Raw genomic sequence first — 17,568 nt, 5'->3', positions numbered from 1 at the left:
GATGACAAGCCGAAGTGGCGGAACTGGCAGACGCACAGGACTTAAAATCCTGCGATGCTTAAACCATCGTACCGGTTCGATTCCGGTCTTCGGCACCAAAATATCGCGGGGTGGAGCAGTTGGCAGCTCGTCGGGCTCATAACCCGAAGGTCGTAGGTTCAAGTCCTGCCCCCGCAACCAGATTTGGCGGAATAGCTCAGCTGGCTAGAGCATTCGGTTCATACCCGAAGTGTCGTAGGTTCAAGTCCTATTTCCGCTACCAGAGTTCATACTTATGTATGGACTCTTTCGTTTTTTTTGATGATAAAAATGTTTATTACTAAAATGCAAACAAAAACTCCATGTTTTTCTATATGAATTAAAATTTGATGAATAAATAAACCCTATAGGGATAAATGTCCTAAAAAAAATTTTATGGAAATCACTTTATGACAAATAATTCCAGTTAACATTGGTATAATAAGTGTAGTTTATTCATTAGGGGGAGTGTTAACATGCAATACAATTCTGAAGTCTTTACATATCATAGAAATAAGAAGGCTAAAGAGGATGATATAGGAAGGTTGTCATTAAATAGGTTTGAGGTTAAACTAATAATTTGTTTTACGTTTTCGTTATTAATAAGTAGAGTAATAATGATTAATTCAACAGCACCATTTGGAATTGCTTTTTTGATGTCAATATTAATAAGTACCAAGAAGTCGGTAAAGTTTACTTGTTTAGCAGGAAGTGTTATTGGATATTTGACCCTTCAAAATTCTTTAGCTAATTATTATATATATATATTGATAGCAGTTGCTTTGACAGCTGTTAGTTTGATTATATACAAGATGTCTAATACAATTAAAACGGTAATATTCTCTACTTTAATTTTAGGTATATTTATAGCAAGCAATGTTATTTTAAAGAAAACTAGTATTAGTATGAGTATTTTAATTTCAATTTTAGAAATTTTATGTGTCCTGCCAGTATATTATATTACTGAGTATTCAATTATATGCTTTAATAATATAAAAACAAAACACTTATTTAATAGTGGAGAAATAATAAGTATGATAGGTGTAGTAGCTTTAGTAGTTTCTGGTGCTCATGGACTAGCCTTTTATAATATAAGTATTACAAATGTAGCTGCACTTTTAATAATTATTAGTATAAGTTACATAAGTGGATTTACAATAGGGTCCGCTAGTGGAATAGTTGTTGGTGTTATAATTGGAATGGCAACTAAGAATATGTCATTGTATGTAATGGTATTTGGAGTATGTGGGCTTATAAGCGGAATGTTTAAAGATGCCAGTAGGTGGCTGGCTGCAATAGCATTTAGTGTTGTGTTTTTAATAATAATAATCTATGAAAATAACATGGATTATTTAAGGCCATTAGAAGGAATAATCGCATCCTCCATATTTTTTGTATTGCCAAATAGAATTTTTAACAAATTGGAAGAAGAGCTGAATTTAAAAACAAAACAAGATATCATATCAAAAAATTATATGGACAAAATAAAAAATATATTTATTAGAAGATTAGATAATTTTTCAGGAGTACTTGTGAGCATGAGTAATATTCTTAATAATTTAGCTGATAATGATAAGCTTGCACTAAAGACTAAAAGTAGTGCACTTGTTGAGAATCTTGCGGATAGAGTGTGTAATAGTTGTAACATGAAAAACATATGCTGGAAAAGAGAATTATATTATACGTATGCAGCTTTTGAAGAGCTTATATCGAATTATCAGGATAATAAATTAAAGATACCGAATGAAATAGAGCGTAAATGCGTTAAAAGGAATTCATTGATAAAAAACACTGAGGATATAGTAAATAATTATATTATGAATGAGATGTGGAGAATAAGATTAAGTGAAGGCAGGGAAGTTTTAGCTAATCAGATAAATAATATTGCTGGTAGTATCATTGAAATAAATAAAGAATTCGATAGCAGCATTAACTTTAATTACGCAATTGAAAGTAGTATTGTAAGTGAATTGAATAAAAAAGGAATTAAATTTAGTGATGTTATGTGTTTAAATAATAAATTTAACCGTCTCATAGTAAAGATTTCTATGAAGGCTTGTGGAGGAAGACAGATTTGTGTTAAGGAGATATTACCCCTTATCAATACTATTTCTGAAAGGTGTATGTGTGTATGTGATGACGGTTGTAAGATAGATCCTAGTACAGAACTTTGTACTATTGAATTTGAGGAAACTCCCAAATTTCATATAGCTTCTTATGTAAGTAGAATAAACAAACATGGAGAAAAAGAGAATGGAGATAGCTATAGTTTTGGAAAAGAAAATGAAGAGAATTATATGATTATAATTAGTGATGGAATGGGGTCAGGGGCAAATGCCGGCCAAGAAAGCAAGGCTACTATTGATCTTATTGAAAGATTTTCAGAATCTGGACTCAGTGAAGAAACTGCAATTAATTGTGCCAATTCTATAATGACTCTTAAATTTAATGAAGATGAAAAATTTTCTACTGTAGATTTATGCAGTGTGGATTTGTATTCTGGATACGCTTCGTTTATGAAGGTTGGTGCATCTGCAAGTTTTATAAAGCGTAAGGATAGAGTAGAAGTAATTAATTCTAAAACCCTTCCCATTGGTGTTTTGGATAAAGTTGATATTGAAAAGACTAAAAAGAAACTTAAAAATGGAGACATTATAGTTATGATAAGTGATGGGGTGACAGACTTTAATAATAACAATGCTGCTAAAACTGATTGGGTGGTAGATTTTTTGAAGAATGCTGACGGAAATAATCCTAAAAAATTAGTGGAGGAACTTGTAAAAAAGTCTGTTGATATGGGAAAGGGAAAAGCAAAAGATGACATTACTGCTATAGTATCTAAAGTTTATAGCCTATATTAAATGGCTTGGCAAATAGTTTTATGTGATAAAACATTGAATGGTAATTTATAAATATGTTATAATCTATAAATAAATTATAAAGTTGTATTAAAAATTAGGAAGTGTTGTTATTGTTACATAAGGTACTAAGAACAATAAGAGAAAATGCCATGTTTAATGAGGGAGATAAAGTTATAGTGGCGGTTTCAGGAGGTCCGGATTCTATTTGTCTGCTTAGAGTATTATATGAGCTTAAAGATAAACTAAAGATAGAACTTGCAGTTGCGCATCTAAATCATAACATTAGAGGAAAAGCTGCTGATGAGGATGCAGAATATGTAAGACAGTTTTGTCTAAATTTAAAAATAGATTTTTTTATAAAAAAAGTAGATGTAAATGGATTATCGAGAGAAAAGGGAATATCATCTGAAATGGCAGGCAGAGAAGCAAGATATAAATTTTTCAATGACCTAAAGCAGCAAATTAACGCTGATAAGATTGCTATTGCACATAATGCTAATGATCAAGCAGAAACTGTTTTAATGAGAATTATGAGAGGAACGGGAATTGAGGGACTTGTTGGAATAAGACCTGTGAGAGACAACATATATGTGAGACCACTTATAAAGGTGAAAAGGGACGACATAGAGGATTATTGTAGAAAAAATGAATTGAATCCAAGAATAGATAAAACTAATCTTGAAAATATATATAGAAGAAATAAAATAAGATTAGAATTAATTCCATATATAAAAGAGAATTTTAATAGTGATATAATAATGACGTTAAATAGATTAAGTGATACACTAAAAATAGATTATGAATATATGGAAAGTATTTCTTTAGAAAAATACAAATTATACTGTAAAGAAAAACAAAAAAAGGTTACAATAAGTAAAGAGGCTTTTCTAGAACATGAGGCAATAGTTACAAGAATAATTAGAAAAGCACTATCTTATATTACTGGGAGTACATATAATTTTGAAAAAAAGCATATTTTGGATATAATTAAAGCACAAAAAGGTAAAACTGGAACGTTTGTTTCATTACCACAGAACATAGAAGTATGTAATAATTATGGGGATTTAAGTATATATAATAATACTTGTAAAACTAAAAAAGATATACTAGAATATGAACTTGATTATCATAAAATAAATGTGGTTGGAAAGAATAAAATTATATTTAGAATAATAGAGAATAATCAAATGATGAATTTCCATGAAAATAAATTTACTAGGTATTTTAGTTATGATGATATAAAAGGGAAGGTGACACTAAGATACAGAAAAAATGGAGATAGATTTAATCCAATTGGTATTAATGGAACAAAAAAACTAAAGGATATATTTATTGACATGAAAATTGAAAGGGATCTTCGTGATAAGATACCTCTTATATGCTTTGATAACGAAATTGCCTGGATTGTTGGGCATAAGATGAGTAATAAATTTACAATTAAGGAAAATACAAGACAAATATTGGAAATAAAATACGAAGGCGAGGAAGTCTGATGAAAAAAGACATAAAAGAGGTAGTGCTAACAGAGCTAGAAATAAAGAATAAGGTAAAAGAAATAGGAAGGCAAATTAGTATTGAGTATAAAGATAAAAATCCTATTTTAGTTGGAATTTTAAAAGGTTCAGTCATATTCCTCTCAGATCTTATGAAAGAAATAGATATACCATGTACTATGGATTTTATGGCTGTATCAAGCTACGGAAACTCCACGGAATCAACAGGTATAGTTAAGATTATTAAGGATTTGGATTCCTCAATAGAAGGAGAGAATGTTATTATAGTGGAAGATATAATAGACACTGGAGTAACCTTGTCCTATCTTAACAATTATTTAAAAGCTAGAAAACCAAAGAGCATAGAAATAGTAACATTACTTAATAAGCCTAGCAGAAGAAAAGTAGAAATTGTTCCTAAATATTATGGATTTAGTGTTCCTGATTATTTTCTTGTAGGCTATGGATTGGATTTTGCTGAAAAATATAGGAATCTTCCTTTTATAGGAAGTTTAAAAGAAGAAATTTATAAATAATTAAATTTTATAATATTGTAAACAAATAGTTGTTATGTTACAATTTTAACGTATTCATAAAGAGAGGGGGGCCTAGATTGAAGAAAATATCAAGTGCTACAATTTGGGTTATTGTACTTATTGTAGTTGCGTTTACAGGATTAACACTTATGGAAAATAATAAAAGTAGTAATGAAATAACTTTTAATGTCTTTCAGAAAAAATATATAGCAAATGAAATTAAGAGTTTTCAAGTGAAAGATGATAATATGACCATCGATGGAAAGTTTACAGATGGAACCAGTTTTGAATCAGTAGCTCCAACACAGAGACTTGTTCAATTTCTTGGAGAAAACCCTAATAAAGGAAATGTAGAAGAATCTTATACTGCACCAGTTAGTGTACCTATGTGGGTGAATTGGTTACCAAGCATACTTTCGATTTTGTTATTGGTTGTATTTTGGTTTGTATTTATGCAACAGTCCCAAGGTGGCGGCGGAAAAGGTGTAATGAGTTTTGGTAAAAGCAAAGCTAAAATGGCTTCGCCAGACAGTCAAAAGGTTACTTTTCAAGAGGTAGCTGGAGCTGATGAAGAAAAGGAAGAGTTAGCTGAAATAGTTGACTTCTTAAAAGCACCAAAAAGGTACTTGGATATTGGAGCAAGAATTCCTAAGGGAGTGTTACTTGTAGGACCTCCAGGAACAGGTAAAACACTATTAGCAAAAGCAGTAGCAGGAGAAGCTGGAGTACCGTTTTTTAGTATTTCTGGTTCGGATTTTGTTGAGATGTTTGTTGGAGTAGGTGCCTCAAGAGTAAGAGATTTATTTGAGCAAGCAAAAAAAAGTTCGCCTTGTATAGTGTTTATTGATGAAATTGACGCAGTAGGTAGACAAAGAGGTGCAGGATTAGGTGGCGGTCATGATGAAAGAGAACAGACACTTAATCAATTATTAGTTGAGATGGATGGATTTGGAATTAACGAAGGCATAATAATATTAGCTGCCACAAATAGACCAGATATATTAGATAGAGCACTGTTAAGACCAGGTCGTTTTGATAGACAAATATTAGTTGGAACTCCAGATGTAAAAGGAAGAGAAGAGATTCTTAAAGTTCATTCTAAAAATAAACATTTAGAAGCAGAAGTAAAATTGGATATACTTGCAAAAAGGACACCTGGATTTACTGGTGCAGATCTTGAGAATTTAATGAATGAAGCTGCACTTTTATCTGTTAGAAAAAACAAAACACTTATTGGAATGGAAGAATTAGAAGAAGCAATAACAAGAGTAATTGCAGGACCAGAAAAGAAAAGCAGGGTAATCAGTGAGGCTGATAGAAGACTTACAGCTTTTCACGAAGCAGGTCATGCAGTTGTAATGAAACTTTTGCCAAATTCTGTACCTGTACATCAAATCAGTATAGTACCAAGAGGAATGGCTGGTGGATATACAATGCAGCTACCAGAGGATACTTCTTATATGTCTAGAAGTAGGTTAGAGGATGATATAGTAGGACTTCTTGGTGGAAGGGTTGCTGAAAAGCTTGTTATTGGAGACATAAGTACTGGCGCCAAAAATGATATTGATAGGGCATCTAGTATTGCAAGAAAAATGGTTATGGAATATGGGATGAGTGATAATTTAGGACCAATATCTTTTGGAACAGATCAAGATGAAGTATTTTTAGGTAGAGACCTTGGAAAGAATAGAAATTTTAGTGAAGAGGTTGGATCCCAAATAGATACAGAAGTAAGAACATTAATAACAGATGCATATAAAAAAGCAGAAACCTTGCTTACAGATAATATGAATAAATTAAAATCTGTTGCTGAAGCTCTACTTGATAAAGAAAAACTTGAAGCAGAAGAGTTTGAAGAAATATTTGCAAATAGCTAAAAAATAGCAGGAATTTTAAATTCCTGCTATTTTTATTACGTATAACAATAGAAACAATATCTTATGATATGATATAATATTTAATCGTAGAAATGTTAATAAAAATAACAAAAAGAGGGGCGTATTCAAATGAAATCTGATATTGAAATTGCACAAAGTGCTAAAATGGAACCTATTTGTAAAATTGCTGAAAAAATTGGACTAAGAGAAGATGACATAGATTTATATGGAAAATACAAATGTAAGGTTTCTTTAGATGTACTTAAAAACCAAAAAGAAAGTTCAGATGGAAAGCTTATACTTGTAACAGCAATAAATCCTACTCCAGCAGGTGAAGGAAAATCAACAGTTACGGTAGGGCTTGGAGATGCATTACATAAAAAGAATAAAAATGTTATTATAGCACTTAGAGAACCATCACTTGGACCAGTTTTTGGAATAAAAGGAGGGGCAGCAGGTGGTGGATTTGCACAGGTTGTTCCAATGGAAGATATAAACTTACACTTCACTGGAGATATGCATGCTATAACTTCAGCAAACAATCTTTTATGTGCAGCTATAGATAACCATTTACATCAAGGGAATTTGCTAAGAATAGATCAAAGAAGAATTGTTTTTAAAAGAGTAATGGACATGAATGATAGAGCGCTTAGAGAAATTGTAGTTGGACTTGGTGGAAAAATAAACGGTTTTCCTAGAGAAGATGGTTTTATGATAACAGTTGCATCTGAAATAATGGCTATATTATGTCTTTCAAATAGTCTAATGGATCTAAAAGAAAGAATCTCTAAGGTGCTAGTTGCATATGACCTAGATGGAAATCCTGTTTATTGTAAAGATTTGAATGTACAGGGTGCTATTGCACTTCTTATGAAGGACGCTATAAGACCTAATTTAGTTCAAACTTTAGAGAATACGCCAGCAATAATACATGGTGGACCATTTGCTAATATTGCTCATGGATGTAATAGTATATTGGCAACAAAGATAGCCTTAAAACTTTCTGATTATACGATAACAGAAGCTGGTTTTGGTGCAGATTTAGGCGCAGAAAAGTTCTTCGATATAAAGTGTAGATATGGAAAATTAAAACCTGCTTGTACAGTAATAGTAGCCACTGTAAGGGCATTAAAACATCATGGTGGAGTTAAAAAAGAAGATTTAAATGTTCCAAATGTTGAAGCACTTTCAATAGGAATAGAAAATTTAGGAAAACAGATTGAAAATATAAAAAAATATGGAGTCCCAGTAGTTGTTGCTATTAATAAGTTTGTAACAGATAGTAGTGAAGAACTAAAATTCATTGAAGAATATTGTGATAAATTAGGAGTAAAAGCATCATTAACTGAAGTTTGGGAGAAAGGTTCAGAAGGTGGTCTTGATCTTGCTAGTAAGGTTCTTAATACAATAGAAAATGAAGAGAGTAAATTTAAAGTTTTATATGATGAAAAATTAATGATAAAAGAAAAGTTGGATATAATAGCAAGAGAGATTTATGGAGCAGAGGGAGTTACATATGTGGCCACAGCGGAAAAACAAATTGCTGAATTAGAAAAATTTAAATTAGATAAACTTCCGATTTGTGTGGCAAAAACGCAATATTCACTTTCAGACAATCCAGCATTACTTGCTAGACCTAGTGGATTTAAGATTACTGTAAGAGAAGTAAAGGTATCTAATGGAGCAGGGTTTATTGTGGTTTTAACAGGAAATGTTATGACTATGCCAGGACTTCCTAAAAAACCAGCTGCTGAGAGAATGGATATAAATGAAGACGGATCAATAGTAGGACTATTTTAAATACTTGACCAAATAAAATTAAATTGTTAAAATGAAACTATTGTATTTTTAGACTTTCAATAAAGGGTGGCTTTTAAAAGCCGCTCTTATAATTTTAAGGGGTGTATTGCTGTGATTTTAGTTCTAGATGTAGGCAACACTAATATTGTAATTGGTGTTTATGATAAAAAAGAGCTTGTTACTGAATGGAGAATTTCAACTCAGATGATTAGGTCAGCAGATGAATATGGAATACAATTTTTAAATCTGTTTACAATAGCTCGTATTGAAATAAGTCAAATTGATGGAGTTATAATTTCTTCAGTTGTTCCAACTGTTATGTATTCTTTGGAACATATGGTGAGAAAATATTTTAAAATGGATCCATTAGTAGTTGGACCTGGTGTTAAAACAGGTATAAATGTCAAATACGATAATCCAAGAGAAGTTGGAGCTGACAGAATTGTAAATGCAGTAGCAGCCCATGAAATATATAAGAAGAGTCTAATTATAATAGACTTTGGAACTGCAACAACATTTTGTGCTGTAAGAAAAAATGGAGATTATTTAGGGGGAGCTATTTGTCCTGGAATAAAAATATCTTCAGATGCACTTTTTCAAAAGGCAGCTAAACTTCCAAGAGTAGAATTGCTTAAGCCAAGCGAGGTAATTTGTAAAAACACAGTTACAAGTATGCAAGCAGGAATTGTATATGGATATATTGGTCAAGTAGATTATATTGTTGATAAAATGAAAAATGAGATGTTAGCTTTAGGTGAAGAAGATATATTAGTTGTGTCTACTGGAGGTCTTGCAAAACTTATAAGTGAAGAGTCAAAAAATGTAGAATTAGTAAATCCGTTTTTAACATTAGAGGGATTAAGAATTATATATGAGAAGAACAAAAAGTAGGTGGTTTGATGAAAATTTCAAATCTTGAGTTTGATAACAGTGTGTTCCTTGCACCAATGGCAGGAGTCACAGATATAATATTTAGAAGCATCTGTAAAGAAATGGGCTGTGGTCTTGTTTATACAGAAATGGTAAGTGCTAAAGCACTTTATTATGAAAGTGAGAATACAAAGGAATTGTTAAAAGTATCACAAGAAGAAGCGCCTGTGGCAGTGCAAATTTTTGGTAGCGAACCATTAGTAATGGCTAAAGCCTGTGATTATTTTAATGATAATAAAGATATATGCATAATAGATATAAATATGGGCTGTCCAGCACCTAAAATAGTTAAAAATGGTGATGGCTCTGCACTTATGAAAAATCCTAAATTAGCTTATGAAATAGTTAGAGAAGTAAAAAAAGCATCATCTAAACCTGTAACCGTGAAATTTAGAAAAGGATTTGATAACGATAATATTAATGCCGTTGATTTTGCCAAAATTATGGAGGAAGCAGGAGCAGATGCCATAGCTATCCATGGTAGGACTAGACAACAAATGTATGAAGGAAAAGCGGATTGGGATATAATAAGAAAAGTAAAACAAGCGGTTAATATACCTGTAATAGGTAATGGTGATGTGTTTTCAGCAGAAGATGCTATAAATATAACTAAAGAAACCGGTTGTGATGGAATAATGGTTGCTAGAGGTGCACAAGGCAATCCTTGGATTTTTACTCAAATAAATAAAGCACTAAAAGGTGAAAAGATAGAATTACCATCACCAAAAGAAAAAATAGATGTAAGTATAAAACACTTTAAGAGAGCAGTAGAATATTATGGAGAAGCTAAGGCTGTAAGAGAAATGAGAAAACAGATTGCTTGGTATCTAAAAGGACTAAAGAACTCTACTGATATTAAAAATAAAATAAATTATGAAAAAGAAAGTGCAAATGTAATTGAAATCTTGCTTAAATATAAGGATGAGTTAATATAAAAATAAAAAATTGTGTTATAAATTTGTATATTCAGAATAAAATTTATGTAATGATATTTAAAATTTGGATGTTTTAGCACAAATTATTGACAACCTAAAGGGGCTGTTCTATAATTACTAAAATGACTGCATGTAAAATAGTGGTCTTTATTTTTATTAAAGTACAGTATACCTTATTGGTACGTTATATGAAATCAGAAGGGGAGAAGTTAAATGAGCGAAACAAAAAAATATGTTATGACTTATGAGGGAATAAAAAAATTAGAGGATGAATTAGATTATTTAAAAACAACAAGAAGAAAAGAAGTTACTGAAAAAATAAAGGTAGCTCTTTCATTTGGAGATTTAAGTGAAAACTCCGAATATGATGAAGCAAAAAATGATCAAGCATTTTTGGAAGGAAGAATTATCCAAATAGAAAATATGCTTAAAAATGCTACTATTGTTGATGAGTCAGAAATAGTAAAAGACATTGTAAATATAGGATCTTTAGTTAAAGTTAAAGATTATGAATTTGATGAAGAAGTTGAATTCTTAATAGTAGGATCTGCAGAAGCTGATCCTATCGAAAATAAAATTTCAAATGAATCTCCAGTTGGAAGTGCACTTATGGGTAAAAAAGTTGGAGATATAGTAGAAGCACAGGTACCAGACGGTGTATTAAAGTTTGGAATATTAAATATAACAAGACCATAATATGGAGGAATAAAAAATGTCTAATGAAGAAAAGCAGTTGACAAAAGAGGAGATAAAGGCACAAAAGCTTCAGGCAAGAGCTGAAAAAGAAATGAATGATTTGCTTAAAGAAAGAAGGCAGAAACTTTCAGATCTCCAAGCTCAAGGAAAAGATCCTTTTGATGTTTACAAGGTTAATAGAACACATACATCTAATGTTATAAAAGAAAAGTATGATGAACTTGAAGGAAAAGAAGTAACTGTAGCAGGAAGACTTATGTCCAAAAGGGTTCATGGTAAAGCTGGATTCTCTGATGTTCATGATAAATATGGGAAAATTCAACTTTATATAAAAATTGATGATGTAGGCGAAGAAAAATTAAAAACTTATAAAACATTTGATATAGGCGATTTTGTATCTATAACTGGAAGAGTTTTCAAAACAAAAACAGAGGAAGTAAGTATACACATTACTGATTTTGAATTGTTATCTAAATCTTTAAAGCCACTTCCTGAAAAGTTCCACGGATTAAAAGATCCTGATTTAAGATACAGACAGAGATACGTAGATCTTATCATTAATCCTGAGGTTAGAGACACATTTTTTAAGAGGACAGCTATAATTAAGGCAATGAGAGAGTTTTTAGATAATAAGGATTATCTTGAAGTTGAAACTCCAATACTTTCACCTATAGCAGGCGGTGCGGCTGCAAAACCTTTTGAAACTCACCATAATGCTTTAAATATAGATATGTATCTTAGAATAGCTACTGAATTATATTTAAAGAGGCTTATTGTTGGTGGATTTGAAAGGGTATATGAAATAGGTAAAAATTTTAGAAATGAAGGTATTGATGTAAGACACAATCCTGAATTTACTATGATTGAGTTATATGAAGCATATGCTGATTATAATGATATGATGGAAATAACAGAAAATATGGTTGCTTACATTTGTAATAAGGTTCTTGGAACAACAAAAATAACATATCAAGAAACTGAAATAGATTTTACCCCGCCATGGAGAAGAGTTACTATGGTTGATGCAGTAAAAGAATATTCTGGCGTAGATTTTAATGAAATTAAAACAGATGAAGAAGCAAGAAACATTGCTAAGGAAAAAGGACTACAATTTAAAAAGAAGCTAGAGGACTGTACAAAGGGTGATATATTAAATGAATTCTTTGAAGCTTATGGCGAAGAAAAGTTAATTCAACCTACATTTATCTATGATTATCCTGTAGAGATATCACCTCTTACTAAAAAGAAGAGAGGTAATGAAGCGTTTACAGAGAGATTTGAAGGTTTTGTATTTGGAAGAGAGTTATGTAACGCTTATTCTGAATTAAACGATCCAATTGTCCAAAGACAAAGATTCCTTCAACAGTTAAAGGAAAGAGAACTTGGTGACGATGAAGCATATGTTATGGATGAAGATTTTCTTAACTCACTTGAGATAGGTATGCCACCTACAGGTGGAATGGGAATGGGTGTAGATAGACTTATAATGTTATTAACAGATTCTTATTCTATAAGAGATGTATTATTATTCCCAACAATGAAACCACTAGCGTAATAATTTTTTGGCGTATTAGTGATAAAGTGCGAAGTAAAGACTAAAGAATTTTATCATAGCTAAAGCTAGATAAAAAGGTTAAAGAAAGCCTTCGACTAGATGAAAGATTTGATGATGCCAGGGCCGTCAAAGGTGAGAGAAGTTACTTACATAACAGGTAAAGGAAAATTTTCCTCATACGTAGAAAAATCATCCTAAACCTTTTGCTGAAAGCAAATTCTCTCACCATTATCAGCATTACCGTTAATCTTTTAATCTTCCCACTCTGGCAATCTTTCACCTTTTTACTCACGTAATATAGGAAAAATCTTTAACCAGTTGCTTTGTAATCTCTTCATATTGTGATATAAATTATAAATTATCATAAAAGATAAAAAAAAGCTTGCATAATTTTAAAAAGTTGGTATAATAATAGATGTGGTCATTCCGCGATAGCTCAACGGTGGAGCACTCGGCTGTTAACCGATAGGTTGAAGGTTCGAATCCTTTTCGCGGAGCCATTTTTGTTTTTTGTATAGTACATATGATTTTTATGTTATAATAGAAACATTCTTCAAATGAATAAAAACACAATGATAAAGAGTAGTAGCTTTAAGAGTTTTAAAGAGAGGGCATGTTATTTGGTGGAAATGCTCAAACTTTTATGGTGAATGGAGCTTTTGAGTGTAGAGAGATAAAGTAGGGCTAATGCCAATAAGGGTGGAACCGCGGAAGTTAAATTTCGTCCCTTAGAGGTATTAGTCTTTTTTATATATAAAAATATATAGGAGGTTAAATTATGGCTGTTGAAAAAACGATGGATAAAATAGTAGCACTTGCTAAAAACAGAGGTTTTGTATTCCCTGGGTCTGAGATATATGGTGGACTTGCAAATTCATGGGATTATGGTCCTTTAGGTGTAGAGCTAAAAAATAATATAAAAAAACTTTGGTGGAAGAAATTTATACAGGAAAGTCCGTATAACGTAGGTATTGATAGCGCCATACTTATGAATAAAGAAGTATGGGTTGCCACAGGACATATAGGAGGATTTTCAGATCCACTTATGGATTGTAAAGAATGTAAAACAAGATATAGAGCAGATAAACTTATAGAAGACCATATGACAGCACAAGGAGTAGAGAAAGCAAGTGCTGATGGATGGTCTAATGAAAAGCTTAAGAAGTATATAGATGATAATCACATAGCTTGTCCTAGCTGTGGAAAAACTAACTTCACAGATATAAGAAATTTTAATCTTATGTATAAAACATTTCAAGGAGTAACTGAAGATGCTAAGGCAGAAGTTTATTTAAGACCTGAAACAGCACAAGGTATATTTGTAAACTTTAAAAGTGTTCAAAGAACTTCAAGAAAGAAAGTACCATTTGGAATAGGCCAAATAGGTAAATCATTTAGAAATGAGATAACACCGGGAAATTTTATTTTTAGAATTAGAGAATTTGAACAAATGGAGCTTGAATTCTTTTGCAAACCTAATACAGATTTAGAATGGTTTGATTATTGGAAAGAATATTGCTTTAATTTCCTTTTAAACTTTGGGGTTAATAAAGACAATTTAAGAATGAGAAATCATGAAAAAGAAGAACTAAGTTTTTATAGTAAGGCTACATGTGATATTGAATACAAATTTCCTTTTGGATGGGGAGAATTATGGGGAATAGCTGATAGAACAGACTATGATTTAAAAAAGCATTCTGAACATTCAGGACAGGATTTAAGTTACCTTGATCCAACTACTAATGAAAAATATATTCCATATGTAATAGAACCATCTCTTGGAGCAGATAGAGTAACACTAGCATTTTTAGTTGATGCATATGATGAAGAAAAAGTAGAAGGCACAGAAGAAGTTAGAAATGTTCTTCATTTCCATCCTGCTTTAGCACCATTTAAAGCAGCAGTGCTTCCTTTAAGTAAAAAACTTTCAGAAAAAGCACTTGATGTATATAGTCTTTTAAGCAAAAAATTCAATATAGACTATGATGAAGCAGGAAGTATAGGAAAGAGATATAGAAGAGAAGACGAAATAGGAACACCTTTTTGTATTACTGTAGACTTTGACACTTTAGAAGATGAGACAGTTACAATAAGAGATAGAGATACAATGGATCAAATAAGAATTAAAATAGATGAATTAGATGAATTCATAGAAAACAAGTTAGAAATTTAAAGAATAAATTATAAGCCAAAATATGATGGCTGATTACAAAATATAAAGCACATGAGAAAAGCATACTAGGTATTGACCCAATATGTTTTCTCATGTGCTTAAATAAAAAAATAGCCGGATATACATCCGACTAAAATAGGGTTTAATCATGGGGATATGTTATATGTTCAATTAAAACTTGGGGAATTATATTAATGTTTTCCTTACGGCACGTCATTAGTATATCATATTAAAGTTATGTTTTGCAATACCATACATAAAAGTTTTAAAATTTAATGAATTCTAATAATTTCGACATACATAATTGGTATGTTTATTATATTACGTAAAGTGATATAATTAAAAAATAGATAATGATTATAACTGTGGTTGTGTGATTTTATGATGAGATTAATAATTAAAAATTATATATATAAATACAGGAGGTAATTATGAAAAGTAATTTCGATGAATTTAAAAAGTATATAAAAGGTAAAAAAACGGCGGTAGTTGGTATTGGAATCAGTAATAGGCCTTTAATTAAATATCTTATTGCATTAGGAGCAAATGTAACTGCCTTTGATAAAAAAGATAAAGAACAAATAGGTGATGTAGCAAAAGAGTTGGAAAATTTGGGCGTTCTATTAGCAGTCGGAGAGGATTATTTAGAACAGTTACATGGATATGATGTAATATTTAAAACACCTTCAATGAGGATAGATAGTCCTGCATTTACAAAAGCAAAGCAAGAAGGAACGTATATTACTTCTGAAATGGAGGAGTTTGTTAAATATTGTCCAGCTAAAGTAATAGGAGTAACTGGAAGTGACGGAAAAACAACTACTACAACACTTATATACAATATTTTAAAAGAAGAAGGATATAAAACCTGGGTTGGAGGAAATATAGGAACACCTTTATTTTCAAAAATTGAGGAGATAGAAAAAAATGATAGGGTTGTTCTGGAACTCTCAAGTTTTCAGCTTATGACTATGGATGTATCTCCTGAGGTAGCTATTGTTACAAATCTTAGCCCAAATCATTTAGATATTCATAAGGATATGGAAGAGTATATAAATGCTAAAAAAAACATATTCAAATTTCAAGACGCAGATGGAATAACAATATTTAATCTAGATAACGAAATAACAAGATCAATGATAAGTGAAGTAAAAACAAAAGTAAGAAAATTTAGCACTAAGAACAAGATTGAAAGTGGTGCGTATTATGAAGATGAAAAACTTTATGTAAATAATAAATTTGTATGTAAAAAAGAGGACATAGTTATAAGGGGCATGCATAATGTGGAAAACTATCTTGCTGCTTTTTGTGCAACTATAGATGATGTAAGCATTGAAAGCATGAGAAAAGTTGCAACTACCTTTTGTGGGGTAGAACATAGGTCTGAACTTATAAAAGAGATTAATGGTGTAAAATATTATAATGATTCTATAGCAACAAGTCCTACGAGAACTCTAGCAAGTATTAGAGCCTTCGAACAACCTGTAATCCTAATAGCTGGAGGATACGATAAACATATACCTTTAGAACCTTTAGTTGAAGAAGGATATAAAATGATAAAGAAGGTTATATTAGTAGGTGCAACAGCAGACAAGTTAGAAAAGATATTTAATAAAGTTATTGAAGAAAAACATATTGATTTACCAATTTTTAGAGCTAGTAGTTTAGAAGAGGCAGCTAAGATTTCTAAAGAAGAGGCAAAGCCAGGAGATATTGTCACACTTTCACCAGCTTGTGCTAGTTTTGACTTGTACCCAAATTTTGAGGCTAGAGGAAATGAGTTTAAAGAACTAATAAGGAGTTTAAAGTAAGATATGTTTTTGCTTTAAATAAACTAAGGTTATTCGTAATAGTTAGAAATTGCGAAGTAAAGACTAAAGAATTTTACTCTACTACGTGAGTAAAAGGGTGAAAGATTGCCAGAGTGGCAAAATTGAAGAATTAACGGTAATGCCGTTAATGGTGAGAGAATTAAGGGTAAGGATCAAAAGCTAGGTATTGTTATCATATCAAATTAGGATATGGGCACCAAAGGCTACGCCTAAAACTAAAACCTACGGTTAAAATATATAGTAGAGTTGTATTTAGATATTAAGACATATAAATTCATTGATTTTCTGACGTAGGAGGAAAAATTTCCTTTGCCTGTTACGTAAGTAACTTCTCTCACCTTTGGCGGCTTTAGCATCGTCAATTCTTCCATCTAGCCGAAGGCTTTCTTTAATCTTTTCATCTAGCTTTAGCTATGATGAAAATCTTTAACCAACTTACTTCAAAATATATAACTATTAATCATAAGCAAACTTAATATGTATGAATGTTAAAAATTATTATAAAAAATGAAAAAAAGTAGATAAGAATAGTTGACAAAAGGCACAAACCCATTTATAATTATTAACTGTAGTCGCTCTTATTTAAGAGCTATTATATCAATGAAAATCTGGTAATTATGGCTTAGAGGCAACACCCGTTTCCATTCCGAACACGAAGGTTAAGCTCTAAAGCGCTGATGGTACTGCAGGGGCAGCCCTGTGGAAGAGTAAGTCGTTGCCAGGTATGGATCTTTAGCTCAGTTGGTTAGAGCAACCGGCTCATAACCGGTCGGTCTGGGGTTCGAGTCCCTGAAGGTCCACCATATGGGGGTATAGCTCAGTTGGGAGAGCATCTGCCTTGCACGCAGAGGGTCAAGAGTTC

Annotated in this window: 12 protein-coding genes, 5 tRNA genes and 1 rRNA gene; 17 read left to right on the top strand and 1 reads right to left on the bottom strand. The window is 31.5% G+C overall.

Annotation, left to right across the window (positions count from 1 at the left end; translation table 11 throughout):
* Positions 1–8 precede the first annotated feature (8 nt).
* From B8978_RS18260 to murD, 15 genes are all read left to right on the top strand, one after another.
* A tRNA-Leu gene (locus B8978_RS18260) sits at positions 9–98 on the top strand.
* A gap of 6 nt (positions 99–104) precedes the next feature.
* A tRNA-Met gene (locus B8978_RS18255) sits at positions 105–180 on the top strand.
* Positions 181–185: 5 nt separating this feature from the next.
* Positions 186–262: transfer RNA gene (locus B8978_RS18250), tRNA-Met, on the top strand.
* A 232-nt stretch (positions 263–494) separates the two neighbouring features.
* The gene (gene spoIIE / locus B8978_RS18245; protein ID WP_084117721.1) at positions 495–2,879 is read left to right on the top strand and encodes a stage II sporulation protein E; all 2,385 of its coding nucleotides are present in this window, start codon (positions 495–497) and stop codon (positions 2,877–2,879) included.
* A gap of 110 nt (positions 2,880–2,989) precedes the next feature.
* A complete protein-coding gene (gene tilS / locus B8978_RS18240; protein ID WP_084117720.1) occupies positions 2,990–4,372 on the top strand; it encodes a tRNA lysidine(34) synthetase TilS in 1,383 nt (460 codons plus the stop codon).
* Positions 4,372–4,908: a hypoxanthine phosphoribosyltransferase gene (gene hpt / locus B8978_RS18235; RefSeq protein WP_084117719.1), complete on the top strand. Its 537-nt coding sequence runs from the start codon at positions 4,372–4,374 to the stop codon at positions 4,906–4,908. The genes tilS and hpt overlap by 1 nt, the downstream gene beginning before the upstream one ends.
* 77 nt (positions 4,909–4,985) lie before the next feature.
* On the top strand, positions 4,986–6,785 hold the full coding sequence (gene ftsH / locus B8978_RS18230; RefSeq protein WP_084117718.1) for an ATP-dependent zinc metalloprotease FtsH: 1,800 nt from the start codon (positions 4,986–4,988) through the stop codon (positions 6,783–6,785).
* A 129-nt stretch (positions 6,786–6,914) separates the two neighbouring features.
* Positions 6,915–8,585: a formate--tetrahydrofolate ligase gene (locus B8978_RS18225; RefSeq protein WP_084117717.1), complete on the top strand. Its 1,671-nt coding sequence runs from the start codon at positions 6,915–6,917 to the stop codon at positions 8,583–8,585.
* A 111-nt stretch (positions 8,586–8,696) separates the two neighbouring features.
* Positions 8,697–9,476, top strand: coding sequence for a type III pantothenate kinase (locus B8978_RS18220; RefSeq protein WP_084117716.1), 780 nt, complete (start codon positions 8,697–8,699; stop codon positions 9,474–9,476).
* An 8-nt stretch (positions 9,477–9,484) separates the two neighbouring features.
* Positions 9,485–10,450 carry a tRNA dihydrouridine synthase DusB gene (gene dusB, locus B8978_RS18215; protein WP_084117715.1) on the top strand — a complete coding sequence of 322 codons (966 nt, stop codon included), beginning with the start codon at positions 9,485–9,487 and terminating at the stop codon, positions 10,448–10,450.
* A gap of 213 nt (positions 10,451–10,663) precedes the next feature.
* Complete coding sequence (greA, locus tag B8978_RS18210; RefSeq protein WP_084117714.1) at positions 10,664–11,146, top strand: transcription elongation factor GreA; 483 nt, start codon at positions 10,664–10,666, stop codon at positions 11,144–11,146.
* Positions 11,147–11,162: 16 nt separating this feature from the next.
* The gene (lysS, locus tag B8978_RS18205) at positions 11,163–12,701 is read left to right on the top strand and encodes a lysine--tRNA ligase (protein ID WP_084117713.1); all 1,539 of its coding nucleotides are present in this window, start codon (positions 11,163–11,165) and stop codon (positions 12,699–12,701) included.
* A gap of 425 nt (positions 12,702–13,126) precedes the next feature.
* A tRNA-Asn gene (locus B8978_RS18200) sits at positions 13,127–13,201 on the top strand.
* Between the two features lie 278 nt (positions 13,202–13,479).
* Positions 13,480–14,874: a glycine--tRNA ligase gene (locus B8978_RS18195; RefSeq protein ID WP_084117712.1), complete on the top strand. Its 1,395-nt coding sequence runs from the start codon at positions 13,480–13,482 to the stop codon at positions 14,872–14,874.
* A 431-nt stretch (positions 14,875–15,305) separates the two neighbouring features.
* A complete protein-coding gene (gene murD, locus B8978_RS18190) occupies positions 15,306–16,685 on the top strand; it encodes a UDP-N-acetylmuramoyl-L-alanine--D-glutamate ligase (protein ID WP_084117711.1) in 1,380 nt (459 codons plus the stop codon).
* A 236-nt stretch (positions 16,686–16,921) separates the two neighbouring features.
* Here murD and B8978_RS19975 read toward each other — a convergent pair whose 3' ends face one another.
* On the bottom strand, positions 16,922–17,077 hold the full coding sequence (locus B8978_RS19975; RefSeq protein ID WP_176212750.1) for a hypothetical protein: 156 nt from the start codon (positions 17,075–17,077) through the stop codon (positions 16,922–16,924).
* A 236-nt stretch (positions 17,078–17,313) separates the two neighbouring features.
* On the opposite strand from B8978_RS19975, the gene rrf reads away from it, so the two are divergent.
* Both rrf and B8978_RS18180 read left to right on the top strand, forming a co-directional pair.
* Positions 17,314–17,430 (top strand): 5S ribosomal RNA (rrf, locus tag B8978_RS18185).
* Between the two features lie 2 nt (positions 17,431–17,432).
* Positions 17,433–17,509 (top strand) — tRNA-Ile (locus B8978_RS18180).
* Positions 17,510–17,568 lie beyond the last annotated feature (59 nt).

This window comes from Clostridium acidisoli DSM 12555 (genome assembly GCF_900176305.1).
In the GTDB taxonomy this organism is placed as follows: Bacteria; Bacillota; Clostridia; order Clostridiales; family Clostridiaceae; genus Clostridium_I; species Clostridium_I acidisoli.
Note: the sequence above shows the minus strand (reverse complement) of the source record. Positions and strands in the feature narration are given on the sequence as shown.